Here is a 22,446-nt window from a genome sequence, read left to right as displayed (position 1 = left end):
CCGATGACGGCCAAGCTCCCCTTTATCCCCGAAAAGCGCCAGCCGGTTGGTGATGGTCCGGCGTTTCGGCTGGAATCCGACTATACGCCGGCCGGGGATCAGCCGCAGGCGATCACCGAGTTGGTAGCCGGTTTGCAGCAAGCGGAGCGCGATCAGGTGCTGTTGGGGGTCACCGGCTCGGGCAAGACCTTCACCGTCGCCAAGGTCATCGAGCAGGTGCAGCGCCCGGCGCTGGTGCTGGCTCCCAACAAGACCCTGGCGGCGCAGCTCTATGCGGAGATGAAGGGCTTCTTTCCCCATAACGCGGTGGAATATTTCGTCTCCTATTACGACTACTACCAGCCGGAAGCCTATGTGGCGCGGACCGATACCTATATCGAGAAAGACTCGGCGATCAACGAGCAGATCGACCGCATGCGCCATGCGGCCACCCGCGCTTTGTTCGAGCGCGACGACGTGATCATCGTCGCCTCGGTGTCCTGTATTTATGGTATCGGTGCTCCGGAAACCTACGCCGAGATGGTGGTCCGGGTGGCGGTGGGCGAGGAGGTGCCGCGCAACGGGTTGATGAAGCGGCTGGTGGAACTGCAATATCAGCGCAACGACGCCTCGTTCCATCGCGGCACCTTCCGGGTGCGCGGCGATGTGGTGGAGATCTTCCCCAGCCACTACGAAGACCGGGCCTGGCGGGTGTCGTTCTTCGGCGACGAGGTGGAGGAAATTCGCGAGATCGATTCCCTGACCGGCGAGAAAACCGGCAGCCTGGAGGAGATCACCGTCTATCCGGCCAGCCACTATGTCACCCCGCGCCCGACCATCCAGCAGGCGATGATCAAGATCAAGACGGAGCTGAAGGCGCGACTGGAGGAACTGCATGCGGCGGGCCGATTGCTCGAAGCCCAGCGGCTGGAGGAACGGACCACCTTCGATCTGGAGATGATGGAAACCACCGGTCATTGCTCGGGCATCGAGAACTACTCGCGCTACCTGACCGGTCGCGAACCGGGGCAACCGCCGCCGACCCTGTTCGAATATCTGCCTGAGAACGCGGTGCTGATCGTTGATGAGAGTCATGTCACCGTGTCGCAGCTGGGCGGCATGTACCGGGGCGATTTCAATCGCAAGAGCACCCTGGCCGAGTTCGGCTTCCGGCTGCCCTCCTGTGTGGACAACCGACCGTTGAAGTTCGAGGAATGGGATGCCATGCGCCCGCAGACCATCCATGTGTCGGCCACCCCAGGCGACTGGGAAATGGAGCGCACGGACGGCGTGTTCGTCGAACAGGTGATCCGTCCCACCGGCCTGATCGACCCGGTCTGCCTGATTCGTCCGGTGGAACATCAGGTGGATGACCTGATGGCCGAATGCCGGACCAGCGCCGCCAAAGGTCAGCGGGTATTGGTCACCGTGCTGACCAAGCGCATGGCCGAGGATCTGACCGAGTATCTGCATGAGCAGGGGGTGCGGGTGCGCTACATGCATTCCGACATTGATACCCTGGAGCGCATCGAAATCATCCGCGATCTGCGCCTCGGGGCCTTCGACGTGCTGGTCGGCATCAACCTGCTGCGCGAGGGGTTGGATATCCCCGAATGTGCCCTGGTAGCCATTCTCGATGCCGACAAGGAAGGCTTTCTGCGCTCCAAACGCTCGTTGATTCAGACCATCGGACGGGCCGCCCGCCATGTGGAGGGGCGGGTGATTCTCTATGCCGACAAGATGACCGAGAGTCTGGACTATGCCCTTTCGGAGACCAACCGCCGTCGGGAAAAGCAACAGGCCTACAATGCTGCCCATGGCATCACCCCGGAAAGCATCCGCAAAAAGATTTCCGATATCCTCGAAGACGTGGCGGAACAGGATTACGTGACCGTGCGGCTGTCCGAGAGCGGCGGCCCGACCGAGGTGGTTGGCAAGGATCTGGCCCAGGTCAAGGTGGAACTGGACAAACGCATGCGCGCCGCTGCGGCCGACCTGGAGTTCGAGGAAGCGGCCCGCCTGCGCGACGAGATTCGCCGCCTGGAAGCCCATGAACTGGGGCTCGACGGAGCCGGGGTGGCTCCCCGCGCCGCCGCCCGGGCCCAGGGTCAACCGGGGTCCGGCAAGGGCCGCGCGGGGCGTCGAACCGTTCGCTGATGCAATGCCCCTTGCTAGATTTTGTTTGCGGCGCAACAATGATCCCAACAACAGAGTCTGAAACGCAATGGGAGTGGGCTGGGATGACAATACGAATCGCCGATGTGATTAAGGGCCACGAGTTGGTGCAAGTGGATGGTCACGCCACGGTGCGCGAGGCCGGACGGGCCATGAACGACAAGAACGTCGGGGCCGTGGTGGTGGTCGAGGAGGGCAAGCTGCTGGGGATTTTCACCGAGCGCGATGCCCTGCGGATTTTCGTCGCCACCCGCCGCAACGCGGACATGACCGAGGTGCGGGACGTGATGACCCGCGATCCCAAATGCGTTACGCCGGAAACACTGACCTCCGAAGCCCTGCATATCATGGACGCGGGGGGCTATCGGCACCTGCCGGTGATGGACGGCGACAAGCTGGTGGGCGTGGTTTCCCGGCGGGCGCTGGCGAACTCGGCGGACGGCGATACAGGGTCTTGACCTTTGCCGTGCCTTCCACTAGAACAACCGCTCTTCGGGGCCGGTTGCCGGTTCCGCCTGTGTTTTTTATTGAGGAATTCGGACCATGGCACGACGCTGCGCCCTGACCGGCAAAGGCGTGATGACGGGAAACAACGTCAGCCACGCCCATAACAAGACCCGCCGTCGCTTCCTGCCCAATTTGCAGGTGACCTCGGTCATGAGCGATGTTCTGGGTCAGGCTGTGCGCCTGCGGTTGAGCACGCAAACCATCCGCACCATCGAACACAATGGGGGTCTCGACAGCTACCTCCTGAACACCGCCGACACCCGCCTGACCGACGAGGCGCGTCGTTTGAAGCGGCGCCTCAAGAAGGCCATGGAACGCAAGGCGGCCTAAGGGTTTAGCCCTTCGGTACGACCGGACGAGCCCGCCTCACGGCGGGCTTTTTCATGTGGATCGGGTCTCCATTGCCTCGGTTTGCCCTTTTTTCGCCACAAGATATGAGGACAGTGAGCATCGGGAATCGGAGGCCCGCAAAGATTAATATTAATTTGACAGAATCGGACCAAACTGGGTTGATAGTGTTATAAGATAATACGAGGTGACTATGAATCGCCTGATTCGGGTGTGTGCCGCCGCCGTGTTGGCGACGGGAATCGGGATGACGACTGGATCGGCCAAAGCGGCGGATCTGGAAGTGATCATCAATGGTCTGCGGGATCACGGGGGAACCGTGCGCGCTTTTCTGTGGAAGAGCAGCGAGGATTTCCGCCATTTTGACAAAGCCGTGCAAAGCACGCGGTTCAAGTCCCGTCCGGGGCGTGCGGTCTTGGCCTATGCCGGATTGGAACCGGGGCAGTATGCGCTGATGGTCTTCCATGATGAAGACAACGACGGCCAACTGAATCGGTTTCTGGGCATGATTCCGACCGAGGGTTGGGCGCTCAGCAATAACCCCAAAATCTCCGGTCCTTCGGCGTTCGAGGATGCGGTGGTGAATATTGATGATCCCGGGGCTCAGATCGTCGTGCGCATGGTATATTAGATCTTTTGATTGTGCTAATGTGTGCTGCGTCGCATCATACATCTTGACCACCATCCTCTGATGGCGTGAAACTGACCGCCTTCGCCAACGATACTTGGCCGCTAAGGGGATGGGGACAGATGAACGCACAGGGTATGGATTGGACTTCCGGTTTTCCTGAAGTTGGCTACGACCAATGGCGCGCTCTGGCCGAGCAGGCGCTGAAGGGCGCGGATTTCGAGCGCCGTCTGGTGTCCCGAACCCACGAGGGGTTCGCCGTGCAGCCGCTCTATGGGGCGGCGGACAGAAAAACGGAACCGCCGAGGGCCTATTCGGCCCAACCGGGAAGCTGGGATATCCGGCAATTCCATGATCACCCCGATCCGCGGGCCTGTAATGAGGCTTTGCGCAAGGACCTGGACAATGGCGTGGACAGCCTGTTGCTGGCCCTTGACGCCGAGGGTGCGCAGGGTGCCCTGGTGCGCAGCCTCGACGATATGGACCTTCTGTTGGCCGGGGTCGATCTGACCCGAGTCCCGCTGGCCCTGCTTCCCGGAGCCGATTTTGCGTCCTATGCGGCCCTGCTGATTGGTCTGGCGTCGCGGCGCGGATGGGATCTGGGAGAACTGCGCCTGTCCTTCGGGGCCGATCCGCTGGGCACTTTAGCGGCCACCGGCGTGCTGCCGCAAGGGCTGGAGACCGCCTATGCGCAGATGGCCGATCTGGCGGCCTTTGTGCATGGGGACGCGCCCGGGTCCAAGGCCCTGCGTCTGGATATGGCCCCCTACCACGAGGCCGGGGCCGACGGGGTGCAGAGTCTGGCCTGTCTATTAGCCAGCGCCGCCACCTACGCCCGCCAACTGGCCGACCGGGAGAATATGTCGCCGACCGATTCTCTGGCTCTCATGGAGGCTTCGCTGCCGGTGGACGGGGACCTGTTCCTGACCATGGCGCAAATGCGCGCCGCCCGACGCCTTTGGGCGCGCTTCGCCGAAGCCTGCGGTATCGCCGAGGAGGGCCGTCACCTGACCCTGCATGCGATCACCGCCCGACGGGTGATGACCCGGCGCGATCCCTGGGTCAATCTGCTGCGCGCCACGGCCACCACCTTCGGGGCGGCGCTCGGCGGGGCCGACAGTATCACCGCCCTGCCGATGGACGCAGTCTCTGGCCTGTCCACCGAATTCAGCCACCGGGTGGCGCGCAATCTGCAACTGGTGCTGCGTGAGGAATCCAACCTGGGTCGGGTCGCCGATCCGGCGGGCGGGTCCTGGTACGTGGAGCATCTCACCGACGAATTGGCCTCCCGCGCCTGGGCCTTGTTCCAGGAGATCGAGGGGCAGGGCGGCTTGGTGACGCTGCTTGAAAATGGCGAATTGGCCAAGCGGCTGGCCGACACCCGGGCCGCCAGGCGGCGCAATCTGGCCAAGCGCAAGGAGCCGATCACCGGGGTTTCGGAATTTCCCAATATCGCCGAGAAAAAGATCGAGACCGAACCGGTCGACCGGGAGCGTCTGCGCGCGGCGGCGGTCCAGGGCGGCGCGCCGGTGAGCGATTCCGTGGAGACCGGCGGCGGTGCCATGACCGTGGCGCTGGCCTTTTCCACCGGGGCCGGGAGCACGGTGGCGACCATGCGGGCGGCTTTTGGCACCTCTGCGAGCCATGTGGAGCCGCTGCCCTCGCACCGTCTGTCCGAACCCTTTGAGGCGTTGCGTCAGGCCTGTGAGGTCTGGGAAGAGAAAACCGGCGTGCGTCCGAAGATCTTTCTGGCCAACCTGGGTCGGGTCGCCGAACACACGGCGCGTGCCTCATTCGCCAAGAACTATTTCGAGGCCGGGGGCATCGAAACGATCCCCAATTCCGGGTTCAGCGATCCCGAGGCCATGGTCGCGGCATTCCGGCAAAGCGGGGCGACTCTCGCCGTGCTGTGCGGCAGTGACGCGCAGTACGAAGAGCAGGTATCGCGGTTCGCCCCGGCACTCAAACAGGCGGGCTGTCAGCGTCTGCTGTTGGCCGGAAAGCCGGGCGAACGGGAAGCCTCCGACCGGGCGGCGGGGGTGGATCAGTTCATTGCCTTGGGCGACGATCTGTTGGACGCCCTGAGCACCATTCTGAGCGACATGGGGGTGATTGGATCATGACCGGCATACCTGATTTCACCACCATTCCCTGGGCTCCGGCCCGCACCGATGAAAAGGTCGAGGGGGCCGACTGGCTGACCCCGGAAGGCATCACGGTGAAGCCGTTGTACGAGCCCCGGGACCTGGACGGCCTGGATTTCCTCAACACCTGGCCGGGACTGCCGCCGTTTCTGCGCGGTCCCTATCCGACCATGTATACCCAGCGCCCCTGGACGGTGCGGCAATATGCCGGGTTCTCCACCGCCGAAGATTCCAATGCCTTCTACCGGCGCAATCTGGCCGCCGGTCAGAAGGGGCTATCTGTGGCTTTCGATCTGGCGACCCACCGGGGCTACGATTCCGACCATCCCCGGGTGGCCGGGGACGTGGGCATGGCCGGGGTGGCCATTGATTCCATCCTCGACATGCGGATTCTCTTCGACGGTATCCCGTTGGACAAGATGAGCGTCTCCATGACCATGAATGGCGCGGTACTGCCGATCATGGCCCTGTTCATCGTCGCCGCCGAGGAACAGGGGGTGCCGCTGGAAAAACTGACCGGCACCATCCAGAACGACATCCTCAAGGAGTTCATGGTCCGCAATACCTACATCTATCCGCCGACCCCGAGTATGCGCATTATCTCGGACATCTTTGCCTTCACCTCGCAGAACATGCCGCGCTTCAACTCCATCTCCATTTCCGGCTATCACATGCAGGAAGCCGGGGCGACGGCGGATCTGGAACTGGCCTACACCCTGGCCGACGGGGTGGAATATATCCGCGCCGGGCAGAAGGCGGGGCTGCATGTGGATGCTTTCGCGCCGCGTCTGTCGTTCTTCTGGGCCATCGGCATGAATTTTTTCATGGAGGTGGCGAAGTTGCGCGCTGCCCGGCTGCTGTGGGCCAAGCTGGTCAAGCAGTTCGATCCGCAAAACGACAAATCCCTGTCCCTGCGCACCCATTCGCAGACCTCGGGCTGGTCGCTGACGGCGCAGGACGTGTTCAATAACGTGACCCGGACCTGCATCGAGGCCATGGCCGCCACCCAGGGTCATACCCAGTCCCTGCATACCAATGCCCTCGATGAGGCGCTGGCTCTGCCGACCGATTTCTCGGCCCGCATTGCCCGCAATACTCAGCTCTACCTGCAACAGGAATCCGGCACCTGCCGTGTGATCGACCCCTGGGGCGGCTCCTATTATGTGGAGAAGCTGACCGCCGATCTGGCGGCCCGGGCCTGGGAACATATCACCGAGGTGGAACAGACCGGCGGCATGGCCAAGGCCATCGAGGCGGGCATTCCCAAACTGCGCATCGAGGAGGCGGCGGCCCGCACCCAGGCGCGCATTGATTCCGGTCGTCAGACGGTGGTCGGGGTGAACCGCTACCGGCCCGACCATGAAGACCCCCTCGACGTGCTCAAGGTGGACAATTCCGCCGTCCGTCAGGCGCAGTTGGACAAGCTGTCCCGGCTGCGGGCCGAGCGCAACGACGCCGATGTGGCCTCGGCCCTCGCCGCCCTGACCGCCGCCGCCGACTCCGGCCAGGGCAACCTGCTGGCCCTGGCGGTGGAAGCCGGACGGGCCAAATGCACCGTCGGAGAGATTTCCGAAGCCCTGGAAAAGGTCTATGGTCGCCACAAGGCGGTGGTGCAGACCATCTCCGGGGTCTATGGCAGTGAAGTGGGCGAGGGAAGCAACGTGATCAAGCTGCGTGAGATGGTCGAACGCTTCGATGCCCGGGAGGGACGCCGACCGCGCATCCTGATCGCCAAAATGGGTCAGGACGGCCATGACCGGGGCCAGAAGGTCATTGCCTCGGCCTTTGCCGACCTGGGGTTCGATGTGGATATCGGCCCGTTGTTCCAGACGCCCGAGGAAGCGGCCCGGCAGGCGGTGGAAAACGATGTGCATGTGGTCGCCGCCTCGTCGCTGGCCGCCGGTCACTTGACGTTGGTGCCACAACTCCGGGAGCAGTTGGAAAAGCTCGGTCGTCCAGACATCATGGTGGTGGTCGGCGGGGTCATTCCGCCGCGCGACTTCGAGGCGCTCTATGCCGCCGGGGCACAGGCCATTTATCCGCCGGGGACGGTGATCGCCGATGCGGCCATTGAGTTGCTGGAGAAGCTGGAAGCCATCCTGGGACATCAGGACAAGGCGGATTAATGGCTGGACCACCACCCGTTACCGTCCGCCGCCGACCTACCGTGGCGGAATTGGCAGCGGGACTGAAATCCGGGGACAGGGCGGCGCTGGCCCGCGCCATCACCCTGATTGAGAGCACCCATCCGGACCACCGGAAAGAGGCCCATGCCCTGTTGCAATTGGTGCTGTCCGGCACCGGACAGGCGCACCGCATCGGCATCACCGGAGTGCCCGGAGTCGGCAAGAGTACCGCCATCGAGGCTTTTGGATGCTACCTGACCGCACGCGGCCATCGGGTGGCGGTGCTGGCTGTGGACCCGTCGTCGAGCCGTTCCGGCGGCTCCATCCTTGGCGACAAGACGCGCATGGAGCAGCTCTCCGCCGATCCCAATGCCTTTATCCGTCCGTCCCCTTCGGCGGGCACCCTGGGCGGCGTCGCCCGGGCCACCCGCGAGACCATGCTGCTGTGCGAAGCGGCGGGCTACGATGTGATCCTGGTCGAGACGGTGGGGGTCGGTCAGTCAGAAACGGTGGTCGCCCAGATGGTCGATGTGTTCCTGGTGCTGATGCTGCCTGGGGCGGGGGACGAACTGCAAGGGCTCAAGAAGGGCATTCTGGAACTGGCCGATGTGATCGCCGTCAACAAGGCCGATGGCGACAATCTGCTGCGCGCCGAATCCGCCGCACGGAGCTATCGCAGCGCCTTGCATATCATGACCCCCAGCGCTTCGGTCTGGCAGCCCGAAGTGCTCTGCATGAGCGCCGTGACCGGCAATGGACTGGACAAACTCTGGGATACCCTGCAAGCCCATCACCAAGCCCTGGACGCCAACGGCGAACTGACCGAAAAGCGGCAAAAGCAGCGCCTGCGTTGGATGTGGGCGATGGTCGAATCACGGCTGCAAGAGGAACTGCGGGCCCATCCCCGAGTGCGTGGGATGATGGCCGAACTGGAACGGGCAGTGCATGACGGGGACCTCAATCCCAGCACCGCCAGCGACCAAATTCTAAACGCCTTTCGGGTCGAGGATTAAAACCGTACCGATACCGACAGCGCGCCGAAGCGGTCGATGGCCCCTTGCCCCACGTATTCCGCCGAACGGATGATGTGGGTATAGGCAATGCGGGCGCGGCCCCAGGTGAGCGCCAGCCCGCCCTGGAGATCGCCGACCAGCCGTTCCTTATTGACGCTGTGGCTGTGGCCGAACGTGTTGCCATCGAGAAAAATGTTATGGCCGACTAGGCGCCCGCCGAGCCCGGCGAACACATACCAGCCGAGTCCTTCGGTGGGGTGGAAGAAGTCGGAGCCGGGCAGGCTGGGGCGGATGCGCGGCGGGCCGTAATCGGACGGCAGGTCGTTGCCGAGGCGCAAAGTGACACCGGCCTCCAGATGGGTGTAGACGTTGCCCAGGCTACCCCCGGCGCGCGGCGTGGCATCGACTTCCAGGCCCATGAAGTTGAACTCGTGCCATTTGCGCCATTGCCGTTCGTAGGTCAGCACCAGACCCGGCTCGTTATGCAGTTGGTTGCCCCAGCCTTTGGGGTCGGGACTGTCGATGAGGCCATGCACAAAGGCCTGGGTTTCCCCGGCCAGGGCCGCCGGACCGACCATGCCCAGTTCCAATTGCAAATTGTCCAGCCGTCGTCCGGTATCGGAAATCAGGCCGATGCCGCCATAGAGCCATCCGGCGTAGGGGCGGTCATTGACCAGCAGGGTGGCGGGTCGGATGTCCGTGGGGGTATAGATGTTCTGACCGAGACTGTAGGACACCCGCTTGCGTCCCCCCTCGGCGAACAGCGGCATCAGATTGGCCCATTCCGCCACCTTGGTTGGCACATCCCCTTCCGGGGACAGCCAGGCGGCGCGAGTGCCATGGGTGTAATGCTGATCGGTGCCGCCGCCGAACAGATCGTTTTCCAGCACCAGCGTGAAGGTGCCGCGCGCGTCTGCGGCGGAGTCGTCGGCGATGCAGGGGACGGTTGCTCCGATCCAGGCCGCCAAAATGATCCAGAAAAAACGCATGAATGGGCCGCGACTCTATTGACTTCGGGGGAGTATAGCACGTGCGGAAAGACGTTTCGCAGTGGCAATACGAAAAAGCCACAAATCCCCTTTGCATGTTGGTTGGATTTTGGCACACTTCCCCTTCTCGGGCAGGGCTATTCCTGCCCAAACAGGTAGGATTTCGTGTCATTTTGCAAAGGGGGGTCCCATGAGTAACGCCTATGATCTGGCCTACAAACGGTCGCTGGAAGACCCGGAAGGATTCTGGGGCGAGGCCGCCGAGGGGATCGTCTGGAGCAAAAAATGGGATCGCGTGCTCGATGACAGCAACGCCCCGATGTATCGCTGGTTCGTCGGCGGTGAGTTGAACACCTGCTACAACGCCGTGGACCGCCATGTGGAAGAGGGCCGGGGCGCGCAGGCGGCGATTATCTATGACAGCCCGATCACCAACAGCAAACGCAGCATCAGTTATGCCGAGCTTCAGGCGCAGGTAGCGGCCTTCGCTGGAGCCCTCAAGGCGCGCGGGGTTACCAAGGGTGACCGGGTCATCGTCTATATGCCGATGGTGCCCGAGGCGCTGGTGGCCATGCTGTCCTGTGCCCGCCTGGGGGCGGTGCATTCAGTGGTGTTCGGCGGCTTCGCAGCCAATGAACTGGCGGTACGGATCGACGATGCCAAACCGAAAGCCATCGTCTCGGCCTCCTGCGGCATCGAGCCGGGGCGGGTGATCGCCTATAAACCCCTGCTCGACAAAGCCATCGAATTGGCCAAACACAAGCCGGGTACCTGTTTGATCTTGAAGCGCCCGCAACAGGACTGTGACCTGATCGCGGGTCGGGATCTGGACTGGGCCGAGGCGACGGCGGCGGCGCAACCGGCCGACTGCGTGCCGGTGGCGGCGACCGATCCGCTTTATATTCTCTATACTTCCGGCACCACCGGCCAGCCCAAGGGTGTGGTGCGCGACAACGGCGGCCATGCGGTGGCGCTCAAATGGACCATGAAGAACGTCTATAACGTGGAACCCGGCGAGGTCTATTGGGCCGCCTCCGACGTGGGATGGGTGGTCGGTCATTCCTACATCTGCTACGCGCCGCTGCTCAACGGCAACACCACCGTGGTCTACGAGGGCAAGCCGGTGGGCACCCCCGATGCCGGGGCATTCTGGCGGGTGATCTCCGAGTACAAGATCTCGGTGATGTTCACCGCGCCAACGGCTTTCCGCGCCATCAAGCGCGACGATCCCAAGGCGGAGTTGCTCCGGCAATACGACATGAGTCACTTCCGCACCTTATTCCTGGCCGGGGAGCGCACCGATCCTGATACTTTGCAATGGGCCATCGACACCTTGAAGGTGCCGGTGATCGACCACTGGTGGCAGACCGAAACCGGCTGGGCCATCGCCGCCAACTGCATGGGATTGCATGAATTTCCGGTTAAGCCGGGCTCGCCAACCAAGGCGGTGCCGGGCTGGAATGTGCAGGTGCTGGACGATGACCTGAAACCGGTGAAGGCCGGGGATATCGGCTCCATCGTGGTCAAGCTGCCACTGCCGCCGGGGACCCTGCCAACCCTGTGGAACGCCGAACAACGGTTCCGCGAGGCCTATCTGGAGGACTTCCCAGGCTACTACAAAACCGCCGATGCCGGGTTCATCGACGACGAAGGCTACGTCTATATCATGTCGCGCACCGATGACATCATCAACGTGGCCGGTCACCGGTTATCCACCGGTGGCATGGAGGAAGTGCTGGCCCATCATCCGGATGTGGCCGAATGCGCCGTCATCGGCGTGGCCGATCAGCTCAAGGGACAATTGCCGTTGGGCTTCCTGGTGCTCAAGGCCGGGGTGGACAAGCCGCACGACCAGATCATCAAGGAAGTGGTGCGCATGGTGCGCGAGCAAATCGGCCCGGTGGCGGCCTTCAAGACGGCGACCGTGGTTCAGCGCCTGCCCAAGACCCGCTCGGGCAAGATTCTGCGCGGCACCATGCAGAAAATCGCCGATAACGAGGACTTCAAGATTCCGGCGACCATCGACGATCCAGTCATTCTCGACGAGATCGAAGAAAGCCTGGAGGGAGTCGGATACGCAAAGGCCCGCAAGAGCTAGGGATTTTGGTTCTGGTACTTTGGTTTGAGGGGCTGCGGTCATCGTGCACAGGTGGCGTGCACTATGGGGGATGGCGCGCGCGGTTGATCTATGACACTCTTCCTTTCCCCCGTCTCCTCCCTAGGCGTATAGACTTACAATGTCCATCCTTGCCAGTATCCACCACCTGACTCACTACCAATATGACCGGCCGGTCACGCTGGGGCCGCAGATTATTCGCCTGCGCCCGGCTCCGCACAGCCGGACCCGGGTGGTTTCCCATTCGCTGAAGGTCAGTCCGCCAGACCATTTCGTCAATTACCAGCAGGACCCCTATGGCAACTGGCTGGCCCGTTACGTGTTCCCGGAACCGGTGCGGGAATTGAAGATCGAAGTGGATCTGGTGGCCGACATGGTGGTCTACAATCCGTTCGATTTCTTTGTCGAGAGCCGGGCTGAATTCTGGCCGTTCGAGTATCCGGAAGATCTGCGCGAGGATCTGGCGATCTACAAACGGGCCGATCCGGTGGGGCCGCAGTTGCAGGCCTTTCTGGACGGCATTCCGCGCGAAAAGACTCGCACCGTGGATTTCGTGGTCGATCTCAATGCCCGGGTGCAGAAGGCGGTGGGCTACGTCATCCGCCTGGAAACCGGGGTTCAGACGGCCGAGGAAACCTTCTCGGCAGGCACCGGATCGTGCCGCGATTCGAGCTGGTTGCTGGTCCAGGTGCTGCGCCATTTCGGCTTTGCGGCGCGCTTCGTGTCGGGCTATCTGATCCAGCTCAAGCCGGATGTGGTGTCCCTCGACGGGCCTCCGGGCACCGATCATGATTTCACGGATCTCCATGCCTGGGTGGAGGTCTATCTGCCCGGTGCCGGGTGGATCGGACTCGACCCGACTTCGGGTCTGCTGGCCGGGGAAAGCCATATCCCCCTGGCGGCGACCCCGCATTATCGCAACGCCGCCCCCATTTCCGGGGCCGCCAGCCTCGCCGAGGTGGATTTCGCCTTCGACATGCAGGTTGCCCGGGTGGCCGAGCATCCGCGCATCACCAAGCCATTCTCCGACGAGGCCTGGGAGGCTTTGGACGTTCTCGGGCACAAGGTCGATGCGGTGCTGAAGGCCAACGACGTGCGCCTGACCATGGGCGGCGAGCCGACGTTCGTTTCCATCGACGACTTCGAATCCGCCGAGTGGAATACTGACGCCGTGGGGCCGCACAAGCGCGCCTTGGCCGATACCCTGATCCGTCGCCTGCGCGACCGCTTCGCGCCGGGCGGTTTCCTGCATTATGGGCAGGGCAAGTGGTATCCCGGCGAAAGCCTGCCCCGTTGGACCTTCTCCCTGTATTGGCGCAACGATAGCAAGCCCATTTGGCGCGACGCGGCATTGGTGGCTGAGGAAGGTCAGCAAACCGGCTGCGGTCCGGCGGAGGCGGAATCCCTCTTGCAATCCATCGCCGAGACTTTGGCCGTGGCGCCGGAGATGGTGGTGCCCGCCTATGAGGACCCCGCCGAATGGATCATCAAGGAAGGCAGTCTGCCGGAAAACGTCACGCCGGAGAATTCCAAGCTGAAGGACCCGGAAGAGCGGGGCCGTATCGCTCGGGTGTTCGGGCGTGGGCTGACCGAACCGTCGGGCTATGTACTGCCGATCCAGCGCTGGCAATCCAAATCGACGGGCCGGAAATGGAAATCCGAACGCTGGAAGACCCGGCGCGGCCATGTGTTCCTGGTGCCCGGCGACAGCCCGGTCGGTTTCCGGTTGCCGTTGAAGGCGCTGCCCCATGTGCCCGCAGCCTCCTATCCCTATATTTATACCGCCGATCCCACCGAGCCGCGCGGCGAACTGCCCGATTTCGACAAGACCGATCCGGAAAAGCCCGGTCTGGAACAGCATGGGCAGGCCGTGGCCCGCTTTACTGCCAACGAAGCTGTGCAGAATGTGGTCGAACAGGAAATCGGAGAACTGGGCGAAGAGGTGCGAACGGCCCTGTCGGTGGAACCGCGCGACGGACGTCTGTGCGTGTTCATGCCGCCGGTGGAGCGTATCGAGGACTATCTGGAATTGATCGACGCGGTGGAAAAGGCGGCGAAACGTCTGGGTATGCCCATCCATATCGAGGGCTATACGCCGCCCCACGATCCCCGGATGAATGTCATTCGGGTCGCCCCGGACCCGGGCGTGCTGGAGGTCAATATTCATCCCGCCGCCAGTTGGGAAGATTGCGTCGCCACCACCGAGGCGGTCTATGAAGAGGCGCGCCAGTGCCGACTGGGGGCCGAGAAGTTCATGATCGACGGGCGCCATACGGGCACCGGCGGCGGCAATCATGTGGTGGTGGGCGGGGCGACGACCCTCGACAGCCCGTTCCTGCGCCGACCCGACCTGCTGCGCAGTCTGATTCTCCATTGGCAACGCCATCCCAGCCTGTCCTATCTGTTTTCCGGCTTGTTCATTGGCCCGACCAGTCAGGCCCCGCGCATCGACGAGGCGCGCCACGATTCCCTGTATGAACTGGAGATCGCCCTGGCCCAGATTCCGCATCCCGAAGTGGGTGCGGCCCCGACGCCCTGGCTGGTGGATCGGCTATTGCGCAATATTTTGATCGACGTGACCGGCAACACCCACCGGGCCGAGATCTGCATCGACAAGCTCTATTCTCCCGACGGGCCGACCGGTCGGCTCGGGCTGGTCGAATTCCGCGGCTTCGAGATGCCGCCCGATCCGCGCATGAGTCTGGCCCAGCAGGTCCTGCTGCGCGCCTTGATTGCCCGCATGTGGTTGTCTCCGGTCGGGGGCCAACTCACCCGCTGGGGGACGGTGCTGCATGATCGTTTCATGTTGCAGCATTTTGTCTGGGAGGATTTCCTCGATGTGCTGGGGGACCTCAAGGAGCATGGGTTCGAGTTGCGTCCCGAATGGTACACCGCCCAGGCCGAGTTCCGGTTTCCGTTCTGCGGTGAAGTCACCGTCGAGGGGGTGAACCTGGAATTGCGTCAGGCCCTGGAGCCTTGGCATGTGTTGGGCGAAACAGGTGCCATCGGCGGCACCGTGCGCTATACCGACAGCTCCGTCGAACGGCTTCAAGTCAAGCTGACCACCGCCGATCCGCAACGCTACGTGGTGACCTGCAACAAGCGCCGGGTGCCGCTGATCAAGACCAACACCAGCGGGGTCGCGGTCGGCGGGGTGCGCTACAAGGCCTGGCAACCGGCCCTGGCCCTGCATCCGGTATTGCCGGTGGATGCGCCGTTGACGTTCGATATTTTCGATACCTGGGCCGGGCGCGCCATCGGCGGCTGTGTCTATCATGTGGCCCATCCGGGGGGGCGCAATTACGAGACGTTCCCGGTCAACGGCTACGAGGCGGAGGCCCGGCGTCTGGCGCGGTTCGAACCGCATGGCCATAGCCCCGGCCCCTTTGAGCCGCTTTCGGAGGTGCCGCATCGGGAATTCCCCATGACCCTCGATCTGCGTCGACCGCCGGGGCTCTGAACCATGTCCGTATTGGAAAACGCGACGGATCAATACCTGGCTGCGCTGCTCGACGGGTATCGCCCGCCAGCCGGCGTGGCCGACGAACTGCTGGATTCAACCGGGAGCATTCGGCCGGTCTGGCGGCGTTTCGCAAATCATCTGGCTCATATGTCGGAGCAGGACATCACGCGGCATTTCGCCCGTGGCGATCAGCATTTGCGCGATGCCGGGGTCTATTATCGTCAGTACGGCCCGGAGGACGAAAGTCTGCGCGATTGGCCTTTGAGTCATGTTCCGGTGCTGGTCGACGAAAAGGAATGGCGGCAGATTTCGGCCGGTCTGGTGCAACGGGCGGAACTGTTGGAACGGGTGGTGGCCGACCTGTACGGCCCCAACGAGTTGGTGGCGCAGGGATATCTGCCCGCCTCGTTGATCGCGGCCAGCCCCGAGTGGCTGCGACCGTTGGTCGGGGTGCGTCCACCTTCCGGCCATTTCCTGCACTTCATCGCCTTTGAAATCGGTCGCGGGCCGGACGGTACTTGGTGGGTGCTCGGCGACCGGACCCAGGCCCCATCGGGTGCCGGTTTCGCCCTGGAAAACCGGGTGGCGACGCGGCGCGTGTTCAACGACATTTTTTCCAGTTCGAATGTGCTGCGCCTGTCCGGGTTTTTCCGCGCCTTTCGCGACGCCATGAAGCATCACTGGGGCGACTCGGAAAACCGCGTCGGTATTTTGACGCCGGGACCGCTGAACGATACCTATTTCGAACATGCCTATATTGCCCGATACCTGGGGTTCATGCTGCTCGAAGGGGAAGACCTGCGGGTCGAGAACGGGCAGCTCATGGTGCGCACGGTAGAAGGTCTTCGGCCGATCAGCGTGCTCTGGCGGCGGCTCGATTCCGTCTGGACCGATCCGCTGGAACTGAACGAGGGCTCGCGACTGGGCACGCCGGGGCTGCTGGGGGCCATTCGTCAGGGCAATGTGACCCTGGTGAACGCCATCGGGGCCGGGGTGCTGGAAACCCGGGCCATGCTGGCATTCCTGCCGCGGATCAGCGAATTTCTGCTCGGACAGTCGTTGGTCCTGCCCAACCTGGCCACTTGGTGGTGTGGGCAGGAGAAGGAGGGCGCCTACGTTCGGGCAAACGTGGACCGCATGGTCATCGGTCGGGCGTTGTCGACCAATTTGCCCTTCGAGCGTTCTGATACCACCGCCATCGGCGGGCGCTTGATCGGGGAAGGGACGGGCACCCTGGCCGATCATCTGCAAGACTGCGGGGCGCAATTTGTCGGTCAGGAAGCGGTCACCCTGTCGACGACCCCGGCCCATGTGGACGGTCGACTGGTGCCCCGTCCCATGAGTCTACGGGTCTTCCTGGCCCGAACGGAAAACGGCTGGCAGGTGATGCCGGGCGGATTCGCGCGTATCGGGCGCACCGAAGATCCCTCGGCCATTGCCATGCAGACCGGCGGCTCGGCGGCGGATGTCTGGGTCGTTTGCGACAAGCCGGTCGATACCAGCACCATGCATCCAACCTCATCCGGCCCCTATCTGCGGGGGGAGCCGGGCGTTTTGCCCAGTCGGGCGGCGGATAATCTGTTGTGGCTGGGACGGTATGTGGAGCGCGCCGAAGGGACTATTCGCTTGCTGCGCGCCTATCATGCGCGACTTGCCGAGTCCGGCAATCCGAATATGCGGCTGCTGCAACATCTGTCAAATCACATGAAGGTTCGGGAAGTCGACCCGGAGGACGGATTGCGCAAGGGGTTGTTGCAGACCCTGGGGGCGGCGCTGAACAGCGGTGGAAATGTCCGCGACCGGTTCTCCGTCGATGGCTGGATGGCGCTGGAGGATCTTGGCAAGACGGTCCGTCAGATGGAACGCAATCTGGAACCGGGCGATGACACGGCGCGCGCCATGGGCGTTTTGCTGCGCAAGGTCACCGGCTTTTCCGGTCTGGTGCACGAAAACATGTACCGCTTCATAGGGTGGCATTTCCTGAGCATCGGTCGCTCGCTGGAGCGGGCGTTGGCCATGTCGCAACTGCTGGCCCGCTTCATCGACCTGAAGGCCCCGGACGGCAGTCTCGATCTGGCCATTGAGGTCGGCGACAGTGTGATGGTGCATCGACGTCTGTATCCCATTGAGGCGACCCGGGAAACGGTGATTGATCTGCTGGCGCTTGATACCAAAAATCCGCGCGCCATTCTGTTCCAACTCAACGAGTTGCGCGAGAATGCCGATCAACTGCCGGGGGCTGAGATTGCCGGACAGATGTCGCCCCTGACGCGGGCCATTCTGAAAGCACAATCCTCCCTGGCCGTCAGCACGCCCGATACCCTTGGGGCCTCCTCCTTTCACGCCCTCGGCAACCAGATCGCGGCCCTGTCCAATGATCTGACAGCCGCCTATCTGAAATAGTGAGCCGTCGGACATGCGCTACGACATTGGCCTGAAAATCACCTACGCCTACGCCAGCCCGGCGGATACCGGACGGCATGCCCTGCTGCTCATGCCGATGGATCTGCCGGGTGAACAGCGGCTGATCGCCGGAAATCTGGATGTCCGTCCGACGCCGGAGGAACGTCTCAACAAAACCGATTTCTTTGGCAACCCGGTGACGGAAATTGCCTATCGAAAGCCGCACAGCCGGATCACGTTCTCGGTTCAGGCCCGAGTGGAACGACTGATCCCGAACGAGTTCTATGGCTCGGCTCCCAACCTTGAGAACCTGAACCGGGAATTGCAGGAATGCCGGGACCTGGGGCCGACTTCGCCGCTGCATTTCCGGGCGCAGTCCCCCCGCGTGATACCGCATGCCATGATGACCGATTATGCCCGGGCCCAGACGGCACCGGACTGGAATGTCCGCGACATGGTCCTGGCCATCGGGCAGGCCCTGCATCGGGACATGAAATTCGATCCCGAGGCGACCACGGTCACGACCACCCCCCTGGAAGCCTTTTCCCATAAGCATGGAGTGTGTCAGGATTTCTCCCATGTCATGATTGCCTGCCTGCGTGGCCTGGGTATTCCGGCCGGTTACGTGAGTGGCTTCCTGCGCACCATCCCGCCGCAGGGAACGCCGCGGCTGGAAGGGGCGGACGCCATGCATGCCTGGGTTCGGGCCTGGTGCGGGGCGGCTTGCGGCTGGATCGAATACGACCCGACCAACGCCATGACCGCCGGGACCGATCATATCGTCGTCGCCCGTGGGCTGGATTATGCCGATGTTGCCCCCGTGCGCGGCGTGTTGCGCACCGCTGGCGGACAGACCAGCAAGCAGGCGGTGGACGTCATTCCGCTGGAGGACATGGAGACGTGAGACTCCCCCCCCGGTCTCTGTCGCGCCGGGCTCTTGCCTTGCCATCTTTCGCCCCGGGGCGTATATCCATTGGGAACTCATGCTCGTTGGAATGGTTTTTCCGTGCCTCGATTGCACCGTTTACATATTCGCGTCCTGGTCCTGTTGGCGGCGATAGCTGCCGGGTTGTACACGAACATCGGGTTTTCGAAGCGCGGTGTGTGGATCGTCGCGGACGCCGTTGAACTTTCCGAGTCCGAGAAAACAAGCGAGGATGGCGCGGGCGCGGGTCTGGTCGCGGGCCAAATTCTGCCGCGTCCAGGCGTGAGGGATGCCTGCATCTCCGACGCGAACGTTTTTTCCCTCCATCTCCCCTTTACCGGCCATCGCATTCAACCAACGGGGCCACCTGTCGTCGTCTGACGCTCTGACGCAGAACGATCATATGACACACAGGAGACCGAAATGGACGAACTGATGGAACGGGCCTTTGCCGCCCTGAATACGCTGCCCGAACAAGACCGCGCCCGGATGGCCCACGACATTCTTGATCGAGTGGAGGACAAAACCGAATGGGACCGCCTCATAGCCACGCCGCAGGCCCAGAAGTGGCTGGAAGTAACGGCCAGCAAGGCGCTCAAGGCTTATAAAAAAGTGGCCGCCAAAATGTCCCTGCAATTCATTACCCAGCCGCTGGATAATCTGGGACGCGAGGGTGCCTATTGGGATAGCTTCGACGATCTACCCGAGGAAATCCGTACTTTGGCCGAACAAACCTATCGTCAATGGAAACAGAATCCCATGACACCGGGTTTGCGGTTCAAGCAGATTCATCAAACCCAGCCGATTTTCTCCTTCCGCGTCGGCATGAAGCATCGCACGGTGGGGGTCGAGGCCCCGGACGGCACGGTGGTCTGGTTCTGGGTCGGATCGTTCAAGACCTTCAAGGCGCAAACCGGCATGTAGATCGGGCGGTCACAGCCTGAACCCGACCACCGAGACGTCATCCCGTCTGACTTCCTTCCCCTGGTAGTCGGCCAGGGCTTGGCGCAGGCGTGCCTTTTGTTCGTCCATGGGCAGGGGATGAATCTCGATCAACAGATTCATCAAACGCTTTTTGCCGAACGCCCGTCGCCGCGTGCCGCCGACCTGATCAATCAAGCCGTCGGATGTCATGTAGAAGGAACTGCCGGAGATCCCCTCAATGCGGTGGGTGTCATAGGTCTGATCCTGGGGAATGCCCCGATAGCCCAAACCCGCCTTGGTGCCCCGGGTGACCTCCACTTGGTCGCCCCGGACCTTGAACAAATCAAATCGGGCTCCGGCAAACAACATCTCATCTGTTCCGGGCGTCAGGTAGCACATGCCCAGTTCGATGCCGTCATCGGAATCGCCGCCCTCGGATTCCTGGCCCAGGGTGGTCTGAACCAGTTGATGCATGAGGGAGATGAGGCGTCCCAGGTCGCCCGGCGGAACGTCGAGCAGGGCCCGTTCCAGCGCCCCCGTTGAAATCAGGGTCATGAAGGCCCCAGGGACTCCGTGGCCGGTGCAGTCGCCGAGCGTGATCAGTGTCGCCGCGCCCCAGGGCAGGGCCCAGTAGATATCGCCGCCAACTACATCACGCGGCTCCCAGATCACGAAATGGTCCGTCGTGATGCTGTCCAGAGTTGCCGGATCGGGCAATACGGAACGCTGAATGCGCGAGGCGTAGGTGATGCTCGCCGACATTTCGTTGAGCACTGCCTGCAATTCCCGGCGCGCGGCTTCCGCATCGGCCATCATGTTCAGGGTGGCCCGGCGGGCTTTGTCCAGTTCCTGCACCTGATGCTCAATTTGTTCCTCGGTAATCTTGCGTTCGGTGATGTCCGAATAGGTGCTGACAAAGCCGCCGCCGGGGATCGGCCCGCCTTGGACTTCGATGTATTGACCGTTGGGACGCTTGCGTTCGAACTGATGGTAATGGAACTGACGCGCTGTCTGGACCTTTTCCTGAAAGATCTCTTCCGGGTCACCATCGCCGAATTCGTGGCTCTCTACATCGTACCGGATCAGCGCCTCGAAGGTCTGGCCTTCGTGAATCATGGATTCCGGATAACCGCGAATTTTCAAGAACCGTTCATTGAAGGCGATCATGACCAAGTCCTGGTCATAGGCCGCGATTCCCTGATTCATGCTGCCCATCACCGCCTGCAACAGCTTGGTCTTGCGGGAAACTTCCTCGGTCCGTTCGCGCACCCTGGCCTCGACGCTTTCGTTCTGGAGCAGCAGAAACATGATGAATAGATCGGCCAGGACCGTTGAAATGATTCCGCCGATCAACACCGCATTGGCCAGATCGTAGTCCGGGCCTCCGGCAAAGTCTGGGGCCACGTCCCACTTGAAATCGAACACCGTGCTGCCGCTCACCGTGCGGAACGGCACGCTGCGCACGGTCGCCGGGTTGGCGTTCAGGGGACCATAGAGTAGCAGGCTCTCGATGCCGCCATTGCTGTTCCGGGTTTCACCGGTCATGCGCAGCTTCAACCCCTGGGCATCGGGGCGGGTGAACAGGCCGTCCAGGGTCGTGGTAAGATTGATGGTGGCGATCAACACCCCTTCCTGTTCCTGGCTGTCGGCCCGAACAGCGGTGAACATCAGGCGTTCCTCGGCTTCGCCCACACCAATCGTGATATGCATGGTTCCGGGATCGGCCCAGGCGGTATCCAGGACCCGCGCCAGGGGGGTATCGGCGGGGAGGATGTTGTCGGTGGCAAGTTGCCCCTGATCATCGGTGGACAGCAGGATGTTCCAGGACTCGGCATCTTCCGGGCGCTGCGCATAGGCCAGACTCGACGGGAAATAGGCCCCCTGGGCCGCTTCCAGGGAATCCACCACATCCAGAAACTCGTCCTCGCTGACCTCCCCCGAGCCGCTGAACAGGGCGGTCATGCCATGGACAGAAGAATAGGAAAGATCGAGCCACAGTAGAAAAGTCGAGGTGAGCTGTTCGGTGGTGCGATCGGAGCGGGTTTCCCAGACCTTGGTCGATTGGTCGCGCAAGGATGAACTGGCGATATAGGTGACCAGAAAACCGGCCCCGATGACGCCGACCAGGACACTCTGGCGCAGCAAGGTCATGCGCCACAGAAGCAAGGTGAAGGGTGCGAAAATCAGCAGGCCGATGGTATCGCCGATCCACCATGTGGCGAACGTGGTCTGCCACTGCTCCAGGGGAATCAGGCCGGTGCCCAGCAGTCCGGACGAACCGATGCTGGCGCTGACAAGGCAAATCAACGGGGCCAGTCCGATGAAGGCCGCCCCGGCGCGGACCGTGCTCAGGGGGTTACCCGGGTCGCTGAACCGTCGTACCGCCAGAGCCCCCACGTAGGGTTGCAGGATTGATCCCAGCCCCATGATCGCCGAGGCCAGGGCCAGCGTCTCGGTGGGAGGCGGCGCGGCGAGGGCTAGAAAATCCCAGCCATTGACGACCACCGCGCCGATCCACAACCCGGGCAGGCTGCGGGCCCCCATCCCCAACACGGCGGCCAGGGCAATCCCGGACGGCGGCCACAGCAGGGTGACGTTGCTGTGGGGCAGCGCCAGGGCCTGCCCCACCTTGCCCGCGATGACGTAGACGAGCGCCAGGGCCAGCGTCTCAAGGGTCCAGCGCAGGAGGGCGGGCAAGCCGTTCAT

General features: G+C 62.7%; 15 protein-coding genes. 12 read left to right on the top strand and 3 right to left on the bottom strand.

Going from position 1 to position 22,446, the window contains the following annotated elements:
- The first annotated feature begins 3 nt into the window (after positions 1 to 3).
- The 7 genes from uvrB (at position 4) to meaB (ending at position 8,920) form a co-directional block, all read left to right on the top strand.
- On the top strand, positions 4 to 2,136 hold the full coding sequence (gene uvrB, locus ACYQ1P_RS16185) for an excinuclease ABC subunit UvrB (RefSeq protein WP_460021378.1): 2,133 nt from the start codon (positions 4 to 6) through the stop codon (positions 2,134 to 2,136).
- Positions 2,137 to 2,219: 83 nt separating this feature from the next.
- Positions 2,220 to 2,612, top strand: coding sequence for a CBS domain-containing protein (locus tag ACYQ1P_RS16180; RefSeq protein WP_460021377.1), 393 nt, complete (start codon positions 2,220 to 2,222; stop codon positions 2,610 to 2,612).
- Between the two features lie 85 nt (positions 2,613 to 2,697).
- Positions 2,698 to 2,991 (top strand): 50S ribosomal protein L28, encoded by a 294-nt coding sequence (rpmB, locus tag ACYQ1P_RS16175; protein WP_460021376.1) that lies wholly within the window; start codon positions 2,698 to 2,700, stop codon positions 2,989 to 2,991.
- 211 nt (positions 2,992 to 3,202) lie between these two features.
- Positions 3,203 to 3,640 carry a DUF2141 domain-containing protein gene (locus ACYQ1P_RS16170; RefSeq protein WP_460021375.1) on the top strand — a complete coding sequence of 146 codons (438 nt, stop codon included), beginning with the start codon at positions 3,203 to 3,205 and terminating at the stop codon, positions 3,638 to 3,640.
- 119 nt (positions 3,641 to 3,759) lie between these two features.
- Positions 3,760 to 5,760, top strand: coding sequence for a methylmalonyl-CoA mutase family protein (locus ACYQ1P_RS16165; protein ID WP_460021374.1), 2,001 nt, complete (start codon positions 3,760 to 3,762; stop codon positions 5,758 to 5,760).
- Positions 5,757 to 7,907 carry a methylmalonyl-CoA mutase gene (gene scpA / locus ACYQ1P_RS16160; protein WP_460021373.1) on the top strand — a complete coding sequence of 717 codons (2,151 nt, stop codon included), beginning with the start codon at positions 5,757 to 5,759 and terminating at the stop codon, positions 7,905 to 7,907. The genes ACYQ1P_RS16165 and scpA overlap by 4 nt, the downstream gene beginning before the upstream one ends.
- A complete protein-coding gene (gene meaB, locus ACYQ1P_RS16155; protein WP_460021372.1) occupies positions 7,907 to 8,920 on the top strand; it encodes a methylmalonyl Co-A mutase-associated GTPase MeaB in 1,014 nt (337 codons plus the stop codon). Before scpA ends, meaB begins: the two co-directional genes overlap by 1 nt.
- On the opposite strand, the gene ACYQ1P_RS16150 is transcribed toward meaB, so the two are convergent.
- Positions 8,917 to 9,909 (bottom strand): lipid A deacylase LpxR family protein, encoded by a 993-nt coding sequence (locus ACYQ1P_RS16150; protein ID WP_460021371.1) that lies wholly within the window; start codon positions 9,907 to 9,909, stop codon positions 8,917 to 8,919. The genes meaB and ACYQ1P_RS16150 overlap by 4 nt on opposite strands.
- Before the next feature lie 190 nt (positions 9,910 to 10,099).
- Here ACYQ1P_RS16150 and ACYQ1P_RS16145 point away from each other — a divergent pair, with 190 nt between their 5' ends.
- The 4 genes from ACYQ1P_RS16145 to ACYQ1P_RS16130 all read left to right on the top strand — a co-directional run bounded on the left by ACYQ1P_RS16145 (position 10,100) and on the right by ACYQ1P_RS16130 (position 18,795).
- The gene (locus tag ACYQ1P_RS16145) at positions 10,100 to 12,007 is read left to right on the top strand and encodes a propionyl-CoA synthetase (protein WP_460021370.1); all 1,908 of its coding nucleotides are present in this window, start codon (positions 10,100 to 10,102) and stop codon (positions 12,005 to 12,007) included.
- A gap of 139 nt (positions 12,008 to 12,146) precedes the next feature.
- The gene (locus tag ACYQ1P_RS16140) at positions 12,147 to 15,485 is read left to right on the top strand and encodes a transglutaminase family protein (RefSeq protein ID WP_460021369.1); all 3,339 of its coding nucleotides are present in this window, start codon (positions 12,147 to 12,149) and stop codon (positions 15,483 to 15,485) included.
- A 3-nt stretch (positions 15,486 to 15,488) separates the two neighbouring features.
- Complete coding sequence (locus ACYQ1P_RS16135; RefSeq protein WP_460021368.1) at positions 15,489 to 17,891, top strand: circularly permuted type 2 ATP-grasp protein; 2,403 nt, start codon at positions 15,489 to 15,491, stop codon at positions 17,889 to 17,891.
- Between the two features lie 13 nt (positions 17,892 to 17,904).
- Positions 17,905 to 18,795, top strand: coding sequence for a transglutaminase family protein (locus ACYQ1P_RS16130; RefSeq protein ID WP_460021367.1), 891 nt, complete (start codon positions 17,905 to 17,907; stop codon positions 18,793 to 18,795).
- Between the two features lie 120 nt (positions 18,796 to 18,915).
- Here ACYQ1P_RS16130 and ACYQ1P_RS16125 read toward each other — a convergent pair whose 3' ends face one another.
- A complete protein-coding gene (locus tag ACYQ1P_RS16125) occupies positions 18,916 to 19,170 on the bottom strand; it encodes a hypothetical protein (RefSeq protein ID WP_460021366.1) in 255 nt (84 codons plus the stop codon).
- Between the two features lie 69 nt (positions 19,171 to 19,239).
- Here ACYQ1P_RS16125 and ACYQ1P_RS16120 point away from each other — a divergent pair, with 69 nt between their 5' ends.
- Positions 19,240 to 19,740, top strand: coding sequence for a hypothetical protein (locus ACYQ1P_RS16120; RefSeq protein ID WP_460021365.1), 501 nt, complete (start codon positions 19,240 to 19,242; stop codon positions 19,738 to 19,740).
- A 9-nt stretch (positions 19,741 to 19,749) separates the two neighbouring features.
- Here ACYQ1P_RS16120 and ACYQ1P_RS16115 read toward each other — a convergent pair whose 3' ends face one another.
- On the bottom strand, positions 19,750 to 22,446 hold the full coding sequence (locus ACYQ1P_RS16115; protein WP_460021364.1) for a PAS-domain containing protein: 2,697 nt from the start codon (positions 22,444 to 22,446) through the stop codon (positions 19,750 to 19,752).

The sequence above is a fragment of the Magnetospira thiophila genome, from assembly GCF_054657015.1.
Note: the sequence above shows the minus strand (reverse complement) of the source record. Positions and strands in the feature narration are given on the sequence as shown.

Coding starts and splice junctions, on each gene's coding strand:
- ACYQ1P_RS16150 (WP_460021371.1), bottom strand. CDS start 9,909: ATGCGTTTTTTCTGGATCATTTTGGCGGCCTGGATCGGAGCAACCGTC.
- ACYQ1P_RS16115 (WP_460021364.1), bottom strand. CDS start 22,446: ATGAACGGCTTGCCCGCCCTCCTGCGCTGGACCCTTGAGACGCTGGCC.
- ACYQ1P_RS16140 (WP_460021369.1), top strand. CDS start 12,147: ATGTCCATCCTTGCCAGTATCCACCACCTGACTCACTACCAATATGAC.
- ACYQ1P_RS16165 (WP_460021374.1), top strand. CDS start 3,760: ATGAACGCACAGGGTATGGATTGGACTTCCGGTTTTCCTGAAGTTGGC.
- ACYQ1P_RS16135 (WP_460021368.1), top strand. CDS start 15,489: ATGTCCGTATTGGAAAACGCGACGGATCAATACCTGGCTGCGCTGCTC.
- ACYQ1P_RS16120 (WP_460021365.1), top strand. CDS start 19,240: ATGGACGAACTGATGGAACGGGCCTTTGCCGCCCTGAATACGCTGCCC.
- uvrB (WP_460021378.1), top strand. CDS start 4: ATGACGGCCAAGCTCCCCTTTATCCCCGAAAAGCGCCAGCCGGTTGGT.
- ACYQ1P_RS16180 (WP_460021377.1), top strand. CDS start 2,220: ATGACAATACGAATCGCCGATGTGATTAAGGGCCACGAGTTGGTGCAA.
- scpA (WP_460021373.1), top strand. CDS start 5,757: ATGACCGGCATACCTGATTTCACCACCATTCCCTGGGCTCCGGCCCGC.
- rpmB (WP_460021376.1), top strand. CDS start 2,698: ATGGCACGACGCTGCGCCCTGACCGGCAAAGGCGTGATGACGGGAAAC.
- meaB (WP_460021372.1), top strand. CDS start 7,907: ATGGCTGGACCACCACCCGTTACCGTCCGCCGCCGACCTACCGTGGCG.
- ACYQ1P_RS16145 (WP_460021370.1), top strand. CDS start 10,100: ATGAGTAACGCCTATGATCTGGCCTACAAACGGTCGCTGGAAGACCCG.
- ACYQ1P_RS16130 (WP_460021367.1), top strand. CDS start 17,905: ATGCGCTACGACATTGGCCTGAAAATCACCTACGCCTACGCCAGCCCG.
- ACYQ1P_RS16170 (WP_460021375.1), top strand. CDS start 3,203: ATGAATCGCCTGATTCGGGTGTGTGCCGCCGCCGTGTTGGCGACGGGA.